17 protein-coding genes are annotated in these 17,929 nt (G+C 68.4%); 7 read left to right on the top strand and 10 right to left on the bottom strand.

Annotated elements, in window-relative coordinates; translation table 11 throughout:
• Positions 1-65: 65 nt before the first annotated feature.
• Positions 66-1,115 carry a helix-turn-helix domain-containing protein gene (locus E7744_RS15350; RefSeq protein WP_137775220.1) on the bottom strand — a complete coding sequence of 350 codons (1,050 nt, stop codon included), beginning with the start codon at positions 1,113-1,115 and terminating at the stop codon, positions 66-68.
• A gap of 384 nt (positions 1,116-1,499) precedes the next feature.
• Here E7744_RS15350 and E7744_RS15355 point away from each other — a divergent pair, with 384 nt between their 5' ends.
• The 4 genes from E7744_RS15355 (at position 1,500) to catA (ending at position 6,288) form a co-directional block, all read left to right on the top strand.
• A complete protein-coding gene (locus tag E7744_RS15355) occupies positions 1,500-2,504 on the top strand; it encodes an AraC family transcriptional regulator (RefSeq protein WP_168199883.1) in 1,005 nt (334 codons plus the stop codon).
• Positions 2,505-2,877: 373 nt separating this feature from the next.
• A complete protein-coding gene (locus tag E7744_RS15360; protein WP_137775222.1) occupies positions 2,878-3,459 on the top strand; it encodes a flavin reductase family protein in 582 nt (193 codons plus the stop codon).
• Between the two features lie 107 nt (positions 3,460-3,566).
• A complete protein-coding gene (locus E7744_RS15365; RefSeq protein WP_137775223.1) occupies positions 3,567-5,147 on the top strand; it encodes a 4-hydroxyphenylacetate 3-hydroxylase N-terminal domain-containing protein in 1,581 nt (526 codons plus the stop codon).
• Positions 5,148-5,403: 256 nt separating this feature from the next.
• Positions 5,404-6,288: a catechol 1,2-dioxygenase gene (gene catA / locus E7744_RS15370; protein ID WP_137775224.1), complete on the top strand. Its 885-nt coding sequence runs from the start codon at positions 5,404-5,406 to the stop codon at positions 6,286-6,288.
• Positions 6,289-6,762: 474 nt separating this feature from the next.
• Here the strand turns inward: catA and E7744_RS15375 are convergent, their stop codons facing one another.
• The 9 genes from E7744_RS15375 to E7744_RS15415 form a co-directional block, all read right to left on the bottom strand.
• On the bottom strand, positions 6,763-6,981 hold the full coding sequence (locus tag E7744_RS15375; RefSeq protein ID WP_210417243.1) for a helix-turn-helix domain-containing protein: 219 nt from the start codon (positions 6,979-6,981) through the stop codon (positions 6,763-6,765).
• A 98-nt stretch (positions 6,982-7,079) separates the two neighbouring features.
• Positions 7,080-7,547, bottom strand: coding sequence for a DUF4913 domain-containing protein (locus E7744_RS15380; RefSeq protein ID WP_137775226.1), 468 nt, complete (start codon positions 7,545-7,547; stop codon positions 7,080-7,082).
• Positions 7,544-9,337 carry a type IV secretory system conjugative DNA transfer family protein gene (locus E7744_RS15385; RefSeq protein WP_137775227.1) on the bottom strand — a complete coding sequence of 598 codons (1,794 nt, stop codon included), beginning with the start codon at positions 9,335-9,337 and terminating at the stop codon, positions 7,544-7,546. The genes E7744_RS15380 and E7744_RS15385 overlap by 4 nt, the downstream gene beginning before the upstream one ends.
• Entirely contained in the window at positions 9,334-10,764 is a 1,431-nt protein-coding gene (locus tag E7744_RS15390) for an ATP/GTP-binding protein (RefSeq protein ID WP_371415414.1), read from the bottom strand. Before E7744_RS15390 ends, E7744_RS15385 begins: the two co-directional genes overlap by 4 nt.
• Before the next feature lie 122 nt (positions 10,765-10,886).
• Entirely contained in the window at positions 10,887-12,389 is a 1,503-nt protein-coding gene (locus E7744_RS15395; RefSeq protein ID WP_210417244.1) for an SCO6880 family protein, read from the bottom strand.
• Positions 12,373-14,148: a hypothetical protein gene (locus E7744_RS15400; RefSeq protein WP_138424648.1), complete on the bottom strand. Its 1,776-nt coding sequence runs from the start codon at positions 14,146-14,148 to the stop codon at positions 12,373-12,375. Before E7744_RS15400 ends, E7744_RS15395 begins: the two co-directional genes overlap by 17 nt.
• A gap of 11 nt (positions 14,149-14,159) precedes the next feature.
• Positions 14,160-14,897, bottom strand: a complete 738-nt coding sequence (locus E7744_RS15405; protein WP_137775231.1) for a hypothetical protein — start codon at positions 14,895-14,897, stop codon at positions 14,160-14,162.
• A gap of 45 nt (positions 14,898-14,942) precedes the next feature.
• Complete coding sequence (locus E7744_RS15410) at positions 14,943-15,215, bottom strand: hypothetical protein (protein WP_137775232.1); 273 nt, start codon at positions 15,213-15,215, stop codon at positions 14,943-14,945.
• A 32-nt stretch (positions 15,216-15,247) separates the two neighbouring features.
• Complete coding sequence (locus E7744_RS15415) at positions 15,248-15,709, bottom strand: DUF6668 family protein (RefSeq protein ID WP_137775233.1); 462 nt, start codon at positions 15,707-15,709, stop codon at positions 15,248-15,250.
• A gap of 290 nt (positions 15,710-15,999) precedes the next feature.
• On the opposite strand from E7744_RS15415, the gene E7744_RS15420 reads away from it, so the two are divergent.
• The 3 genes from E7744_RS15420 to E7744_RS15430 all read left to right on the top strand — a co-directional run bounded on the left by E7744_RS15420 (position 16,000) and on the right by E7744_RS15430 (position 17,923).
• Positions 16,000-16,260: a helix-turn-helix domain-containing protein gene (locus E7744_RS15420; protein ID WP_137775234.1), complete on the top strand. Its 261-nt coding sequence runs from the start codon at positions 16,000-16,002 to the stop codon at positions 16,258-16,260.
• A 236-nt stretch (positions 16,261-16,496) separates the two neighbouring features.
• Positions 16,497-16,841, top strand: coding sequence for a hypothetical protein (locus E7744_RS15425; RefSeq protein WP_137775235.1), 345 nt, complete (start codon positions 16,497-16,499; stop codon positions 16,839-16,841).
• 38 nt (positions 16,842-16,879) lie between these two features.
• Positions 16,880-17,923 (top strand): M23 family metallopeptidase, encoded by a 1,044-nt coding sequence (locus E7744_RS15430; protein WP_246858725.1) that lies wholly within the window; start codon positions 16,880-16,882, stop codon positions 17,921-17,923.
• Positions 17,924-17,929: the final 6 nt, after the last annotated feature.

Genomic DNA, 17,929 nt, shown 5'->3' on the forward strand with positions numbered 1-17,929 from the left:
GGCGGACGTAGTTGAAAATGCGTCGTCGCCGGACGAAAACACGATGGATACCTCATCCCGGGTGGTCAGCTCAATAGGTGGCCGCGCCGGGCTTCCTTGCGCCACTGCAAGGGGGTGAGGCCGAAGCGCTGGCGGAAGACCCGACCGAAGTGACTCTGCGAGGCGAAGCCGAACTGCGCAGCGATCTCGGCCACGCTCAGTCGACCGCACTCCGGCGCCGAGAGGGCATCCCGGGCTCGGTCCAGTCGGCGCCCCAGAATGTACCGGCCGACCGTGGTGTCGGCCTCGGCGAACATCCTTCCGAGCTGGCGTTCGCTGATCCCGATCGCGGCAGCCACCTGCGCTGTCGTCAGTCCCGAATCGCGCAGGTTTCGTTCGATGTGGTCCTTGGCAGCGGCCACGTACCCCGTTGCGCTTCCCCCCGGGGCGGCCAGGATCACCCGCAACAGGCCCATGGCATCGTCCTCAGCCCCGGCCAGATCAGGACGCGGATCGGTGAGGGATGGTCCGGCGCCGGACGAGGCCGCCTCGGCACGCGAGGAGGGGTCGGGTGTGGGTGCGGCAATGGTGGCGAGGGTGGACTGTAACAACCGGGCCAGGGCCCGTTCACTGGGCCCTGCGCCGACCTCGAAGTCGAAGACCGTGGGCAGCGCCGGCCCGGAGGCTCCCATCAGCTCGGCATACAGGGGGCGTGGAATGGTCAGCACCATTTCCCGGAACCCGTGGGAGAACCCTCGGACGAAGGGCCGGTCGGCGTCGTACACAATCGCCTGGCCCGGCCGCAGCACGATGTGCCCACCGTGGTGGAAGAAGAAGGCCTCGCCCTCGAGTGCAAAGAAGACGGCGACAACGTCAGTAGGGTTCTCCCGGATGAAGGACTCCGACCGCTCCACGATCTGCGGCGTTCCGGCCACGCTGGCCATCTTCAGCGACGGCAAGTGCAGATTAGTCTCCCCCGCGTGCAATGGAGAGTCCTCAATGGTCCGGATGTCCAGGGAGATCAAGGCGCGGGCATTGTGATCCTCCCACAGCCGCACCCGGCTGGCCGGGGAGATGCCACGGGTACTGAAGCGCAGAACCCGCGCGGTCGCCTGACCCAGATGCTCGTAAGGCATGGTGTCTCAGTCTAGCGATCCAGCATCTGCACCCCCGTGGTGATCGAAGGCCGATCTGCTGGCTTGCCGTCCCGCGCCCCCGAGTGTCAGGGCTGGACACCCAGTCCCTCAGAAGTGTTCAACCCCATGGCGGGAAGAAGACACCCTCACTCTTCGCGCCCCGGTCCATGGCCTATGGCCCGCCTCAGAATCCTCCTCATGGAGCAACCTCACCGCGAAAAGTATGGGTTCGAGCGATCGGAGGTCGGCCTCGCAATCCCCAGCTGCCACCACCTGCGTCAGCGCATCCGGGAGTTTGAGTAGCTCCGGCTATCAGGTGGCCCCATTCCGACCTGCGATATATTCACGTGATGCACGTCACGTTGAAGCTTGAGGAGTGATGCGGTGGACCAGTCTCAGGGTGGTGGGCCCCGGACGGGCCTTCTGAGCTTTTCGACGGCTCGGATTCCCGCCAGTCACCGCATCGAGCACTGGGAGGCGCACAATGCCAAGGCGCTCATCGGCCTGGATATCCGCACGCTGGAGGATCGCCCCTTGGTCGCTCAGGAGATCAACCTGTACTTCCCGGCTTTGCGGTTCGCCACCGTGAAGGGCTCATCACAGATCGTCGAGCGTTCCGAGCGGCTTATTGCCGCTCACCCCACGGGAGATGTGGCGATTTTCTTCGCGCTGGGCGGGGAGGCGTTCTTTTATCACTCCACAGGCATGATCACGCTCAAGGCTGGTCAAGCAGTGCTCTACGACGCTGATCTGCCGTTCGTGCGGGGGTTCTCCTACGGTGTGCGCGAGCTTGTCCTAACGATTCCCCATCAGGAGTACTTCCGCTTGTCTCACGGCAGGCCCCTGAAAGAGCCGGTGGTGTTTGAGTTCGCCCCCGGCCCCGGGACGCCGGGGCCGGACCCGGCCGCAACCAGCTTGGCCGCGTTCATCGACTCGGCCCTGCGCCGACCAGAGCAAGACCTGTGCTCAGTGGAGCAGGACGCCTTCGCCCTGATAGAGCAACTCGTGACCCGGGCCGTCGGCACCGACCGCGAGTCTGCGTACCGGCGTGCGGTGAAAGAAATCGAGCATCGTTTCGCCGAAGCCTCCCTGGATCGCGAGCAGGTGGCTGCTGCAGCCGGAGTGAGTGAGCGGCAACTGGCCCGCTTGTTCGCCGCGCGAGGACAAAGCTTTGCCGAGCATCTACTGGCGCGTCGGCTGCAGGCGGCAGAGGCCTGGTTGGCTTCGGACCCCGATGCGTCCATTGCCGAGATCGCCCGGCGATGCGGGTTTACCTCACCATCTCATTTCACTCGACGCTTCAAGGAGCGCACTGGTGTCACGCCCTCGGAGTTGCAGCGGGCTGCGAGTATGCAGGCCGATATTGAGTGGTCCAGGCTCTCAATCTGATCCGGGCGAATATCAAGTTGGCCTGTGAAGGACGCGGTTTTGCCTCTGTGGGACACGGCCTAGGCGCGCCGAATGTGATTTACAACACTTTCGGGTATGGCAGTACCACAGTGCCGGCGCGATACGGACTCAGGCCTACCCCGCTTAAGCGAGCAGCATACTGCGTCCGCCACGACGGCCACGGCCTTCCCCGCGGGCGCGCCAACTGATCTATCTGACCCCATCTTGCGTGGGCGAGGACGGGCGGGCCGGCAACGCTCACTGGATGTCCGAGCCGACGCTACGCAGCCAACTGCGTACACCGACGGCCCGGCAGCGGACCCAACATTCCCCATCTCTGTGTCCACGAGAAATGCATGAGGAGAACGACGTCATGGCTGAGGCAGTAACTCCGCAGCAGGCCCCCTCACCGATCGAATCTCGCAGTCTGCGTAAGGCATTCGGCAAGTTCGCCACCGGGGTGACGGTGGTGACCTGCCAGGCCCCCGACGGCAAACCGCACGGGGCCACGGTCAACGCGTTCACGGCGGTCTCGCTGGATCCGCCGCTGGCCCAGGTGACGCTGATTCGCGGCAACAAGGCCTCCCAGTACCTGCAGGACGCCCCATTCGCGATCAACATCATGGCCGAGGACCAACTGGCCACCTGCCTGAACTTCGCCGGCAAGCCGTCGAAAGAGCCGGTGAAGTGGCGCTGCGAGGGTGAGATCCCCGTGCTGGAGGGCAACGCCGCAACCATCGAATGCAAGCCGTGGCGCGTCTACGACGGCGGGGACCACCTGATCGTCATCGGTGAAGTCATCGCCCTGGAGGTCAACGACGTCGACCCGCTGCTGTTCATCTCCGGCAAGTTCCACCACGCCGGCACTCTCCACGGGGGCGCCCCCTGGGAGGCCTCCGGGGACTCCATCGCCCACGGCTGGTTCGAAGGTTCCACCTCGTTTGCGTCGTTCTGATCCGAGCCACTCTGCCGTTCATGCCCGGCGCCCTTGCCTGGTCCCTTACCCCTTGCAACATCGCCTTTACCCGCTGATTCCGATCAACACCTGAAAGGACGGTCGCCATGACCACCACCGAAGCCCACCCGCAGTCCATGTCCGAGCGGACCGAGCCGGCGAATCCGAAGCTGCCCATGACCGGGGACGAGTACATCGCCTCCCTCAAGGACGGCCGCGAGGTCTACCTGCACGGCGAACGCGTCGAGGACGTCACCACCCACCCGGCGTTCCGCAACTCCATCCGGATGGTCGCCCGCCTCTACGACGGCTTCCACAACCCCGACACCGCCGACCAGCTGCTCACCGACACCGACACCGGGTCCGGCGGCAAGACCCACCCCTTCTTCAAGGTCCCGAAGTCCGTGGACGACCTGCGCGAGTCCCGCACCGCGATCGAGACCTGGGCCCGGATGACCTACGGCTGGCTGGGCCGCTCCCCCGACTACAAGGCCGCATTCTTGGGCACCCTGGGCTCCATGCCGGAGTTCTACTCCCCCTACCAGGAGAACGCCCTGCGCTGGTACCGGGAGTCTCAGGAGAAGGTGCTGTACTGGAACCACGCGATCATCAACCCGCCGGTGGACCGTCATTTGCCGCCGGATGAGGTCAAGGACGTGTTCATGAAGGTGGAGAAGGAGACCGACAACGGCGTGGTCGTCTCCGGGGCCAAGGTGGTGGCCACCGGGTCGGCGATCACCAACTTCAACTTCATCTCTCACTACGGGCTGCCGATCAAGAAGCCCGAGTACGCACTGATCTGCACCGTGCCGATGGATGCTCCAGGCATCAAGCTCATCTCCCGGGCCTCGTACTCCCAGAACGCCGCCGTGACGGGCACGCCCTATGACTACCCGCTGTCCTCGCGGATGGACGAGAACGACGCGGTGTTCATCTTCGACAAGGTCGAGGTCCCGTGGGAGAACATCTTCGCCTACGGGGACCCGGAGCAGATCAACGGGTTCATGCCCCAGACTGGGTTCATCCAGCGCTTTACTTTCCAGGGCTGCATCCGCCTGGCGGTGAAGCTGGACTTCATCGCCGGACTGCTGCTCAAGGCCCTGGAGATCGCCGGCACCCAGGACTTCCGCGGCGTGCAGGCCCGGGCCGGGGAGGTCATCGGCTGGCGCAACCTGTTCTGGGCCCTGGCCGATGCGATGATGCTCAACCCAGACGCCGGACCCAACGGCTCCGTGCTGCCGAAGATGGACTACGGGCTGGCGTACCGAATGTTCATGGCCCAGGGCTACCCGCGGATCAAGGAGATCATCGAACAAGACGTGGCCTCCGGGCTGATCTACCTGCCCTCCGGCGCCCAGGACTTCAAGAACGCCCAGATCCGTCCCTACCTGGACAAGTACGTGCGCGGCTCCAACGGCATCGAGGCGGTGGACCGGGTCAAGCTCATGAAGCTGCTGTGGGACGCGATCGGCACCGAGTTCGGTGGCCGCCACGAGCTGTACGAGCGCAACTACTCCGGCAACCACGAGAACGTGCGGGTCGAGATGCTCATGAACGCCATGCACAACGGCACCACCGAGTCCATGAACGGCATGGTCGAGCAGTGCATGGGCGAGTACGACCTCGACGGCTGGACCGTCCCGGACCTGTTCAACTCCGACGACGTCAATGCCTACCTCCGCCGCTGACGCGACCGCGCCAGCCCCATCGTCGACCAAGTCCTCCGGGGCCGCCAAGCCGACCGCGGAAACGACTCCAGTAATAGACGGCTGCCCCATCGTCAGGGGGTGCTCTCAGGGCTTCTCGGGTCTTGCAGCGCCCCCTGACCGGAGGTATACCAGCCCCCACAGGGGCGCCGGGCGATGGACGCTCACCCCACGGCACTGACGCCCCGGAGCAACTGCACCCGAGATCTACTGTTCAACGAGGAATGTGGAGAACACCATGACCCAGATCCACGCGGCAACGCGCAAGGAGAACGAAGGCACCGCGGCCGAGGCCGGCACCAAGGCCACCGAACGGTTCACCGCCTCGGGCAAGCTGGCGACGCTGGACGTGCCCAAGGAGCGAGTGAGCCTGCTCGCCGGCGAGGCCATCGGGGCCATCAACGAGATCGCCCGCAGACACCAGGTCACCTACGAGGAGTACAACGCCCTCAAGGCCTGGCTGATCAAGGTCGGCGAGGACGGGGAATGGCCACTGTTCCTGGACGTATGGCTGGAACACACCATCGAGGACGTCAACTCCCAGCAGCGCCCCGGAACCGTCGGCACCATCGAAGGACCGTACTACGTGCCCAACGCCCCGGAGCTGAACACCCCGGCGACCCTGGAAATGCGGGAGGACGAACCGGGCACCCCGCTGCTCTTCAGGGGTCGGTTCACCGACACGGACGGCAACCCCATCCGCGACGCCCAGGTGGAGATCTGGCACGCCGACGCCCACGGGTTCTACTCCCAGTACGCCCCGGAGCTGCCGGAATGGCTGTTCCGGGGCACCGTGAAGGCCGACGAGAACGGCTACTTCGAAATCCACACCAAGCGCCCGGCCCCGTACCAGATCCCCACCGACGGGGCCTGTGGGCAGTTGATCGCCGCCGCCGGGTGGCATGCCTGGCGTCCGGCGCACATCCACATCAAGGTCTCCGCCCCGGGCTACCAGTTGGTCACCCAGCAGCTGTACTTCCCCGGGGACCCGCACAACGAGGACGACATCGCCTCGGCGGTCAAGCCAGAGTTGATGCTCGATCCCAAGCCTCGCACCGACGGTGGCGAGGGCGAAGAGGTCGTCTACGACTACGTCCTCGCCAAGGAAGGTGAGACCCGGTAACCGCCTTTTCCTTGAGGGCGGCGCAGGTTGCGACTAGCGGTATCCCGGCAGCATCGCTGCCGGGATACCGCTATATCAAAATCGCCATACTCCGCTCCAGCAGCATGCAGCTCCGCTGCCATAGACCGAACAGGCTCGCCGGTTAATCCACGACGATGCCGACATGCTGAAGGGCTGAAGCGACCGCGGACCCTCACCGTCGGCCCAACTGCCACTGCGGGCCGTCGACCGATCTACTCCGATCGCCCACGGAAGTGTCCAACCGGCTATGCCTTCTCTTACACCTGTAGAGCCAGCGAAAGTACGCCGTCAAAGTGGGTCCCAAACCGGCACTTGGACACTGTTGTGAAGGCAAATCTTAGACAGGGGTGGACACGGGGCCTCATCGCTCCCACCCGCGTCCACGACCGGTGTCCCGACCGGTTCAGTTCCTCACCGAGACCGTGGGGTGACTCCTTCGCAGGTGCTCAACACTTAATCGTTGATCTCGTCGGCTTGGAGCAACCACTCACGGAAGTGAGAGAGCTGGACGCGGCGCACCCTCGGCCCGACTGTAATCACGGGCAGCCCCTGGTCCTTCATCCACCGCAGCACGGTCCCCTGACTCACCCGCATGAGTGTGCAGATCTCGTCGGTGGTCAGCAGCTCAGGCTGGCCTTCGAGCAAGGTGTCAACGGCCTTGGGATCGTTCATCATCACACTCCACGGTCTTCAAATATGGGTTTGGCGCCCGTAGAGCACACCATACGAGGGATAGAGAGCTAGCCATCGTCGCGCATCGAGCGGTGGTGTCAGAGGGCTGACGCTGATGCACTGCTGCTCTCGCGGACGTCGGGGAACAGGCCCTCGGGCGCGGCTTGGTAGGGCAGTGGTTCGCCCTTGCGGGCGTGGTTGGTCTCGGTGTTGGGGTCGGCGGCCGCAAAGGGTCCGTCGGGGTCCATGAGCACGGCCATGTGCGGGTCGGCGTGGTCGCGGAACCACACGCTCATCCCGGTGGCCGGGTCCAGGCGCAGGTGTTCCCAGGCGCGCCAGAGCCCCTCGAGGCGGATCACCGCTTCGTCATACTCCCACCAGCGGGCCGCCCAGACGCGGCTGCGCCCGTTAACCGCCCGTCGGTAGACGTGGCGCAGGTACTCGCGCACGAACTCATCCACCGACCCGTAGTACAGCGTCGGTTCTTCGGCCGGAGGCTCAGTCGGCTCCGGGTCGCTGGGCTGGGCTGGGATGCCGTCGAAGTCTTCTTCGCCCCAGTCGCTCACGAGGCCCCCCTGGTCCGGTTGCTAACCTCCACGGTTTGCTGTTCATCCTCGGCCTCGCCGATCGTCTGATCAGCCTGCGGGTCGTGCGCAGCGATGGACGCCTTCACGGCGTCGGCGTGCGGGCCGGTGTACCAGGGCTGGGTGCGGATCAGGGTGGGGCGGTTGCCGGAGGCGAGCACCACGGCCCGGCTCTTGGGCAGGGCGGCGAGGTCGGCCACATCGAGGATGCGTTCGCGCTGGAGTTGCTGGGAGACGGTGCGCTGTCCGCGCCCATGAGACGTGGAGGAGGAGAGTCGGTCGTAGTCGCCGATGGTGCGGGAGAGGTCCTCGAGGAAGGAGGCTTCGGAGACGCCGCCGCCGTAGACCTTCACGTTCGCCGCGGACCAGAGCTTCTTCATCCCGGACTCGCCCCAGACCTCCACCCCTTGGGACCAGGACTGCAGGATCGTCATGATGATGATCCCGCGGGAGCCGTAATGGCTGTAGAGGTTGGGCAGCTCCCGCCACCGGCACACGTTGGCCGCCTCGTCGAGCACGCAGACCATGGGCGTGGCCAGGCGTCCCTTGGGCGAGCGGGCGGCCAGGTCCTCGGCGGCCTCGACGACGGCCACGGTCAACGCGGTTACCAGGGGACCGGCGGTACCGCGGCCCTCCTTGGACAGCGAATAGAGAGTGCCGCCATGGCGGACGAAGTTCACCGGGTCGAAGTGCGGGCGGGAGTCTGCGGCCCCGCGGGGGGTTACCCAGGCGGCGACCTGCCGGTTGGTCAAGCAGGAGGCCATCTGCTGGGCGGTGCCGTAGACGCCGCCGCGTTGCTTCTCGGGGGCGTCGATGACCCCGGCGAGCTGGTCGGCGGTAAGCGTGAAGCCGGCCTCGCGCAGAATTTCCACGGCGGTGTCGTCGGTGGGGCGGGTCAGCCAGATGTAGACGTCGGTGATGGCCCGGTGGTCCAGGGCCGCGGCGAGCAGCAGCCCGGCCAGTAGGTCTTGGCCGGCGGGGTCGAAGTAGGCGTCGGTGCGGGCGCCCGGGTCGCGGGAGCCGGCGGCGAAGTGCTCGGCCAGCTTCGCGGCCTTGACCTCATCGGTCACGTAGGACAGGGGGTTCCACCACCAGGTGGGCTCCTCCAGGGCGATGGACTGCGGGTCGAAGACCCAGACGGGCCCGCTCGTGGCTCGCACGTCGCGGGTGGCGTCCACGACGTCGCGCTTGTTGGAGGTCACCAGTACCGAGCCGGGGGCCTCGAGGATGGCCGGAACGGCGCGGGAGGTCGTCTTGCCGGTGCGGGGGCCCCAGATGTCGATGTGCATGTCCTCCCAGGACCCGTAGAGCACCTGGCCGCTGCTCACGGCCCGGCCGATGGGCACTCCGGGGCAGGCATCGACGCCGAGGCGCCGGGCGGAGGCCTGGGCACTCTTGCGGGTCAGGGCCTGAACGTCACGGCCGGTGCCCATGTAGGCCGCGGCCCGGTCGACCCGGCTGCGGGAGGCCCCCCACCGCAGGACCACCCAGCAGACCACCGCGGCCAGGACCACCACGAGGAAGGCCACCGCCGCCAGGACCCACCAGCCGGCGGCCCCCGGCCAGGGCAGATCCCCGCCCAGCAGGCCGAACACCATCGTGAAGGGATCGCGCGGCAGGGCCACGCCCGTGCCGGCGAACGCGTGGCCTAGGACCATCGCGGCGTAGATGGACCCGACGACGGCGGTGATGGACACGACTCCAATCCAGATCAGGATGGTCTCCGCGCCGAGACCGCCGGGATCGCGGCGCCGGTTGTTCGGGGTGCTCATGCCGGGGTCTCCTCGGTGAGGGGCGCGGGCTGTCGGTCTAGGCGGGTGTGGGCGTGCCAGGCCTTGTTGGTGTCGTGGATGTGCCGTTCGGTGGCGGTGAGCTGGACGTCCACCGGGATGCCCGGGCGTCCCCCGGCCTTGATGAGGAACCGGCCCACGCCCGGGGGCTGGGCCTCGCGGTCGGTGGCCGGGTCCCAGCTGGGCGGGCTCTGCCAGCCGGCGACGAGCTCGCGCTCGAGGGTGGAGAAGCGCAGCTGGCCGGAGAGGCGCTGGGTCTCGTGTTCGGGCAAGCCGCCGCAGACGACCATGCCGGCGCGCTCGACGAAGCCGCGGGCCTTCTCCACGTCCTCGGCGTGGGAGAGGGAGAGCAGGTCGGAGACGGTGTGGGAGAGCATGACCATGCCCACGCCCTTCTGCCGGTTCAGGCGGGTCAGGGCGTCCACCCGGTCCACCATGCCGCGCCCGGAGCGCAGGGCCAGCCAGAGCTCGTCCAGGACGATGAAGTAGTTCCGCTGGGGTTCCAGGCCGGCATCGGACAGGGCCCGGGCGACCTCGATGGACCCGAAGCCCGCGGACCAGCAGGCCAGCAGGGCGGCGGCCTGCATGTCCCGGTCGCCCTCGTCGATCGAGGAGATGTCGTAGAGGAAGGGCCGGTCCCGGGCGATGGGTTCGGTGGTGGGTCGGCCGAAGGTCTGCCCGAACCGGCCGCCGGAGACCAGACCGATCAGGGAGGCCTCGAGCTGGTCGGTGATCTGCTGGTAGCGGGTCATGTCCCCGCGGTCCAGGGCGACGTTGCGGACGTCCTCCGGGGGGTTCTGGATGACGGCGAGCAGATCCGCCAGCACGGGCACGCCCTCGTGGCGCTCATCCAGGACCCGCAGGCAGCGGTCCAGGATGGCCTGTTCGCGGTCGGTGGGCGGGGACTTGCGCACGATGGTCAGCAGCCCGTCCAGCACGGTGAGCCGGCGGGCCCGTGCCGCGGACAGCAACCGCTCCCGGGCGGGACCGGTGAGCCGGCCGGCGGCGGTCGTGGCCTCCCCGGGGTCCATGACGTTGATGGCCCCGCGGTCCCGGCCGATCTCGTTGACCTGCCCGCCCAGGGCCCGGATCATGTCGATGTGCTCGCCCTTGACGTCTCCGAGGACCATGGGCAGCACCCCGTAGCCGGCCAGCCCCACGGCCCAGCGCCGGGCCACGGTGGACTTGCCCAGCCCGGGCCGGCCCAATACCAGGGCCGAGGGGTTGGGGATGAGCTTGGCGCGCTGGAACCAGGACACCGGGTCACAGCACACGGTGGCCGCGGTCTGCAGGTGCCGGCCCAGCGGGACCCCGGTCATCGGGGTGCCGGACCCGGTGGAGAACGGCCACAGCCCGCAGACCTGGGTGGAGGTGCCGCGGAACTCCACCGCCGGCTCGAGCACGTTCATCGCCCCGCCGCCGCGACCAAACCAGCCGCGCGGACCCGGACGGCGGACGCGGTCAGCGGCGTTCTGGACGGGCTCAACGCTTGTCTTTGTTGTCTTTGTTGCCTTGCTTCTGGGGCGGGCCATCAGAGCTTCTCCCTCAGTTCGGTCGGGACGGCCAGGTGCTTGCCCAGGACCAGGCCCAGGGGCAGGGCCGCGGCGAAGGCGGAGTCTTGGGCCCCGTGCACCAGGCGCAGGCTCAGCCGGGCGCTGGCGCCGAGCCCGTCGACGGCGGCGATGACATCCCGGCGTCGGGACGGGTCGGTGACGGTGGCGGTCACCAGCAGCCCGAAGTTCAGCAGGGAAGCGCCCGCGGCCTCCTCCTGGGCGGTGGCCGCGGCCTGGCGGACGGCGATGCTGTCCCGGGCGGAGGGTTTCTTCGAGGCCGTCTGGCGGAACTCGGCGTTCTTCAGGTCCGTCTCCACGAGCCGAGCCGAGGTCGCCCGGTCAATCGGCCGGTACAGCAGGGTGACCCGCTTGCGGTCGATGACCTCCGTGGGGGCCAGCAACCGGCCCAGCACCCCGGACTGGACCGACCCGCGGGGGGCGACGGTCATGGCCCACGTCATGGACAGGGCCGAATCGTGCCGGTACCAGTCCCAGGCCGCCTCGGTCCCGGAGGGCCCGACCTCGGACCAGTCCATCTCCGGGACCACGCCCTCGGCGTGGGCATCGTCGATCAGCGTGGCTGCGGCCGGGTCGTAGGCCACGCGGAGCACCTCGCACAGCTGTTGGGCGGACAGCAGCCGGGTCGTGCCGGCCCCGGTCGCCGCCAGGGCGTGGGTGATCGCCGGCAGGCGGGCGGCCAGCTCCACGCCCATGTCGGCCGCGCTGCGCTTGGCCGCACCGCGCCGGGGGGCGGCCTTGAAGGTCAGGGCGATGTAGGCCTTCGTGGAGGAGGACCCGGCCGGATAGGTGGCCTCGGCCTCCCGGAGCATCTGCCGGGCGAACTCGGGGGCGTCGTCGGTCAGGTTCGTCTCGACCTCCCGCCGCAGGCGGGCCCCGGAGTCAGGGGCGGTCTCAATGGTCACCGACACCGCCTCGATGCTGGGTTCGTCCCCGATGCTGGCCAGCCAGTGGCCCCAGTCGGCCACCCAGGTGTCGACCTGGTGGGTGTCGACTAGGGCAGCGCCCTCGGGTTCGGCGGCCAGCACCACGGTGAAGTGCCCGGTCCGGGGCACCTCGATCAGGGCGAAGGGGCGGGCGTAGCTGTCCAGGTGTTCGGTCAGGGTGGACGGGGCGGCCAGTCCGGGCAGCTGGTGGGTGCCCCAGGCGGTGCGGCCCAGCGGGCCGGATCGGTACAGGTGGGAGCCGCTGGAGCGGTGCCGCCACCAGGCCAGGCGGCTGGTGATCCGGTCTAGGGCGGAGCGGCCGTGTCCGTCCCGGACCACTAGCAGCAGCAGCACGACGCCGAGGATGCCGGCGGCAAGCACAGCCCGCAGGGTGTTGCCCATGGCCAGGATCAGGATCACGATCACCAAGCCGCCCAGCAGGATCGCGGTGCCGATCGACCCCAGCCCGGCCAACCCGGCGGAGGTCGGTCGGCGCCAGTTTCCGTAGGTCCTGGGTGCTTCACTTGCTGCTGCCACTGGGGCCCTCCCCTACCGCGTCATTGGCGACCGTTTCGACCGCTTCTTTGGCTTTTTGTGCTCCCTGGGCCACGGCCCCAGCAATGGCCATGCCCGCCGGGCCGCCGGCGGCCCCGCTAGAGGCCGCCGCGCCACCACTGGCTGCCCCGTTGGAGGCCGCGCCGCCGGCCGGTGCGGCGCTGGCCGCAGTGCCGGGCGCACCCGCGGTGGCGGCCGGGCCCGCTGCACCGCTCTGGTGGGCGGTGCCGGTGGCTCCGGCACCCACCCCGGCCGGCACGGGTGCCGGGCGGGGGCCGGAGGATCCCCCGCCCCGCGGTCCGCCACCGGGCGAGGCCGGGGAGACGCCGGAGGACCCTCCGGCCCCGGAGGATCGGCTGCCGGTGGTGCCGGCCCCGGACGGGGCCATCGAGCCCGCGCTTCCGGAACCGCGGCCGCCCATGCCCCGGCCGAGCATGGCCGCCCCGGTCGGGAGGGCGGCCGCGGCCGCCATGGCTGCGCCGCTGCCGCCGCCCCCGCCACTACTGGCCGCGGAGACCATGGGCGCGGTGAACCGCATCAACAGCGGCAACGCGACGATGGACAACAGCAGGAGCATGACCCCGGTAATGACCGAGAACAGGTCGATCCTGTTGTTCTGGGCATCGAGCATGGACCCCACCAGCTGGAAGCCCACGGCGTAGATGATGGCCGCGGTGGGCTTGTAGAGGATGAAGGCGATTAGCCAACTGAGGCCCTTGCTGAACCAGGCCTGGCCCATCTGGGTGTTCGTGGCTGCTGCCATGACCGGCAGCAGCCCCACGCCGAGGACCAGCAGGGCGGAGCGGGCGACCATGAGCATGATCTGGAACAGCCCGATGAGGACCGCGACCACGCCGATCACGATGATCAGCAACGCTCCGAGGCCACTCCAGTAGCTCTGCCCGGTCAGCCCGAGGATCAACTTGACGCCGTCCTCAAAACAGGCCGCGTTGGTCGCCACCGAACAGTCCAGGGAGCGGCTCAGGATCCAGACGGAGAATTCATCGGAGGCCGTGATCAGCAGGCCGGCCACCGTGATTCCAGAGCCGGAAACGACGATGAACTTCAACAGTGACTTCACGAGGTCCTGGCCGGGCTGGGCGCGTTGCTCCCAGATCATCTTGACGGCACCGATGATGATGGATGCCCCTACCAGGGCCGCGATGTACCACCACAGGTGCGCATGCAGGAAGTTCACGGCACGTGATCCGTCGCCTTCAGGTCCGTCGCCCATGAGTGCCGCGGTCATCGCCGCGGCGGCGGCGATGAGAATCGTCCCACCCAGGACGAGGCCCATGCGGCCCAGTGAAGCGATCCCTCCCTGTCCGCGCCGGCCCTCGAGCGCCATGGTGGCGCCCAAGAACAGCAGGCCCAGGATGGCCACGGCGAAGCCGCCCCACTGGACATAGCCCAGGACGGCGTCGATCTGGACCTCTCCGGCCACCTCGACCGGAACCGCGACGGGGACGTCTGAGGCCAGATCGGGGGACTCGGCCATCAGCGATGGATCGGCCCCCTCCGGCAGTTCATCGGTGACATTGACGGTAGGAACCCTGACCCACATGGTCCCCAGGTCCGTGACGGTGTCGACCAGGCCTTCCAGCACCGAGGCGGCCAGGCCATCCACCGCGTTGTTCGTAGCCTCCGTGGCTGCGTTCCCGAAACCGCAGCCAACGTCCAGCCATTCACAGTCCGGTGTGCCGTCCCCATCCGCGTCCGTGCGCGCGGTCGTGATGTGCACGGAGGAGGGAATCACGATCCTGCGCCCCACTGAACGTAGCGGTCCAGACCAACGATCTGAGAAGGCTGTGTAGGTGCCGTCCCCTCATCGGTGAGGACAATTCTCCAGTCACCGTCCTCCCAGATGAGGTCGTAGACGAAGCTCGAGTACTTGCCAGTTTCTGCTTGCAGCGCCAGATCAATCTTCGCCGCCGTGCCGTCGTAATTGAGAACCTGGTAACCGACGACTTGAGCACGCACTGAACCCGCACCGGAGTGTTCGCGAGCGGATTCGATAGCAGCTTTACGTCCTGGCCCCTCGGCCGGAGCGTATTCGCTCACAGGACCAACCAGCCGGGCGTCGGTTCCAGCTCCCAGATAATTGACTGCGGCGACGAGGGCGCCCTCGGGGGTGCGCTGGTAGCACGTGCGCAGGCCGTCCTCGGTGGTCTCTCCTGGTCCTACCTTGTCGCTTCCGGGCACTGGGAAGTTGCCCACTGTGGTCCACTCCACCTGGGGTGGGGTCTCGGCGGTTCCGGTGGTGGCCACGCCGTCGAGCCCGCAGACGCTGTCGCCGCCGGACAGCTCAGCCTCCGGGCTGGCCGCGGGGGTGGCTGTAGGCGGGGTTGGTGTCTGGCTGCTGGCGGGCCGGTTCAGGGCGCCGGAGGCCAGTAGGACGATGGCGCCGACGACGATGAGGGCGATGAATGCTGCCGCGACCACGAATCCGGGCCGGGTGAAGGGGTTTCGCTCTGGGGGGTTGTCCGTCATGGCAGGGCCTTCCTGGCTCGGAGTGCTGGTCTGGTGGGTTGTGGCTTAGCTGGCCAGGAAGCCGATGAGGGCTCCGGCGGCGCCGATGACGATCACGCCGCCCAGGGCCATGCCGATGCGGCCGGCATGCTGGCCCCCGTCCCCGCGTTGGGTGTTGATGGCCATCAGGGCGCCGGCGACGACCAGGCCCAGGATGCACAGGGCCAGGCCCAGCCACATGACCCAGCCCATGACCGTGGAGATGTCTCCGGTTCCGGGAGGCTGGATCGGCTGGGGGTTGGGCAGGTTCGAGGTGATGGTGGCAAGCAGGGTGGTCATGGTGTCCTCCGGGTAGGGGTCGTGAACGGGGCTTAGGGGGTGGTCAGGTTGTTGAGGGTGCCCAGCAGCTGGCGGGCCTCGCGGGGCCCGCTGGCCAGGGGGTCGTCCGTCCCGGTCCGCCATGCTTCGGACCACGGGATCCGCCACAGCCGCGGATAGCCGCCGGCGGCCACCTTCAGCAGGTCCCGCAGCGGCTTGGGCAGCCGGCCGGGGGCGTCATCAATGGCGACCAGGCCCAGCAGGTGCACGGAGGGCACAGCACCGGAGGCCCACTGCTGGGCGGCCAGCCGGGCGGCGGTCAGGCCTCGGGCGTGGGTCCGGCAGGCGACGATGACCGGCACGGCGCCGGCCCCGGCGGCTTCGGGCCAGGCATGGCCGCCGGCCCTCCACTGCGGGTCCAGCCCGGCCAGGGTGGACTCCCCCGCTCCCCCGTGGGCGCCGACCACCACCAGCCTCGAGCCGGGGGCTGTCGGGCGGCTGGGCAGGCGGTCCACCCGGTCTGGAGCGATGACACCTCCTTGAGGCGTCCTCGGGCCGATGGGCTCCTCCGGAGGCGCCTGGCCGGGCGCGACGTCGCCGTCTTCGGCCTCAACCGGTGCCGAGGCCGTGAGCCAGGGATTCTCGGACGTGGTCTCCGGAACCTGGTGCATGGTTACGCCCCCCTCAGTCGGTAACCTCGGGAAGACTCGATCCCCCGTCGATGCTCAACCTACGCGAAAGTATTCCTAATGGCTAGATCCGCTAGATCAGTTGTAAATCGCTCGTATGGTGCTAGGGTGCTGTCATGCATCTGGCTGTGGGCACGGCGATGAGTCGGGAAGGTCTCGACCGGCTCTTTGCCGACCAACCCGCGGTGATGAACACGGAGCAAGTCAGCGCCCTGCTGAGCCTGCCCCGCAGCACGGTGACGAAGTGGATCAGGGACACGACCATCCCGGCCTACAAAGTGGGCGGGACATGGTTGATCCCCCGGGACGAGCTCAAGGAGAAACTGTGGGAGGGTTCCAACCAGCGCCCCGAGGTCAGTGGGGACGACGCCGACTGACGCTGAGCGCAGCCCTGTGCGCGGCCACCGCCCTGACGGCGTCCGCCTGCAGTTCCGGTGACGCAGAGCGCGCCGGCGCTGACTCTGAAGTCCCATCCTCATCCCCCACCACTGCCTCCGCCGTTGCCTCGACGCAGGGTCCTGCCTCAGCTGCCCGGCCCGATCCGGACACGCTGTCCCACGCACCGACCACGGCCTACCCAGATCTGGACAACCCGAGCCAGTCACGATCCCCCGTGACCGAGCCCAGCTGGGACGACACCAGCCGCAAGGACGCGGCCGAGGCTGCCCGCCAGGCCCTGACGCTCTTCGCACGGCCGGAGACGGAGAAGAAGACGTGGTGGAAGGAACTCTCCCCGCGCCTATCCCCCGAAGCCCGCACCGCCTACCAGGGCGTAGACCCGGCGAACGTCACGGCCACCACAGTAACCGGCACCCCGGACGTAGACGGCACGGCGTCGTCATACCTGGCCACGGTGTCCCTCCAGGCCAACGACGGAACCTGGACGGTACTGCTCTCCCGGGAAGCCGCCGACCAGCCGTGGCAGGTGGAGCGCTTCACCCCACCCGGGGCGGACTGAGCGGTGTCCAGCGGAGGGGAAACACCGCGACACTGGCCGTGGCCCTCGGCCTGCCGGTGGTGCTACTGACGGGGCTGCTGGGCTTCACGCTCATCAGCGACGACGGCCAGGCATCCTGCAACCCGGCCGGCCCTGACGCCGCGCCGGTCCAGGCCTCAGCCGAGGTCCGGGCCATCGCCCCGGTCGCCGGCTACGACGCCGAGCAACTGGCCAACGCGGCCGCCATCGTCCAAGCCGGCTCGGCCCTGGGCATGGGGGTGCGGGACCAGACCATCGCCGTGATGACGGCCATGGGCGAATCCGGGCTCCGGGTCCTGGACCACGGTGACGGCGCCGGACCGGACTCCCGCGGACTGTTCCAGCAACGCGACAACGGGGCCTGGGGCACCCTGGCCGACCGCATGGACCCCACCGCCTCGGCCACGAACTTCTACCGCGCCCTCGCCCAGGTGCCCGAGCGGGACACCCTCGCCCCGACCCTCGCCGCCCACCGCGTCCAGGCCAACCAGGACCCCTTCCACTACGAAGCCCACTGGCCCGCCGCCGTGCAGGTCGTCCAGGCCCTCTCCGGAGCCAAGGCCGGCATCGAACTGGTCTCGGACACCGTCGGCAGCTGCACCTCCCTGCCCGGGGTCCCCGCCGCGGTCAACGCCGCCGGCTGGGTCCCACCGGTGACCACCGGGTACATCTCCAGTCCCTTCGGATGGCGAACCGACCCATTCACCCAGGAGCAGAAGTTCCACCCCGGGTCGGACTTCGCCGCAGCCTGCGGCACCCCGATCTACGCCATCAACGACGGCGTCGTCATCCACGCCGGCGGACCGGCCTTCTACATGACCGGCGGCGTGGTCGCCATCGACCACGGCGGGAACCTCATCAGCCGGGCCGGGCACATGCGCCCGGCCGACATCAGCGTGCGCGTCGGCCAGAAGGTCAAAGGCGGCGACGTCATCGGCCTGGTCGGCAACGAAGGCAACTCCACCGGATGCCACACCCACTTCGAGATCTCCGCCGGCGGCAGCAACCTCGACTCCGCGGCCTACCTCACCCAGGCCGGGGTCACCCTGCCCACACAACGCTGACACCAC

Origin of the sequence: Citricoccus sp. SGAir0253, assembly GCF_005877055.1 — a bacterium.
GTDB lineage: Bacteria > Actinomycetota > Actinomycetes > Actinomycetales > Micrococcaceae > Citricoccus.

Coding starts and splice junctions, on each gene's coding strand:
- E7744_RS15405 (WP_137775231.1), bottom strand. CDS start 14,897: ATGACGGACAACCCCCCAGAGCGAAACCCCTTCACCCGGCCCGGATTC.
- E7744_RS15350 (WP_137775220.1), bottom strand. CDS start 1,115: ATGCCTTACGAGCATCTGGGTCAGGCGACCGCGCGGGTTCTGCGCTTC.
- E7744_RS15385 (WP_137775227.1), bottom strand. CDS start 9,337: ATGAGCACCCCGAACAACCGGCGCCGCGATCCCGGCGGTCTCGGCGCG.
- E7744_RS15360 (WP_137775222.1), top strand. CDS start 2,878: ATGGCTGAGGCAGTAACTCCGCAGCAGGCCCCCTCACCGATCGAATCT.
- E7744_RS15420 (WP_137775234.1), top strand. CDS start 16,000: ATGCATCTGGCTGTGGGCACGGCGATGAGTCGGGAAGGTCTCGACCGG.
- catA (WP_137775224.1), top strand. CDS start 5,404: ATGACCCAGATCCACGCGGCAACGCGCAAGGAGAACGAAGGCACCGCG.
- E7744_RS15365 (WP_137775223.1), top strand. CDS start 3,567: ATGACCACCACCGAAGCCCACCCGCAGTCCATGTCCGAGCGGACCGAG.
- E7744_RS15390 (WP_371415414.1), bottom strand. CDS start 10,764: ATGAACGTGCTCGAGCCGGCGGTGGAGTTCCGCGGCACCTCCACCCAG.
- E7744_RS15375 (WP_210417243.1), bottom strand. CDS start 6,981: ATGAACGATCCCAAGGCCGTTGACACCTTGCTCGAAGGCCAGCCTGAG.
- E7744_RS15410 (WP_137775232.1), bottom strand. CDS start 15,215: ATGACCACCCTGCTTGCCACCATCACCTCGAACCTGCCCAACCCCCAG.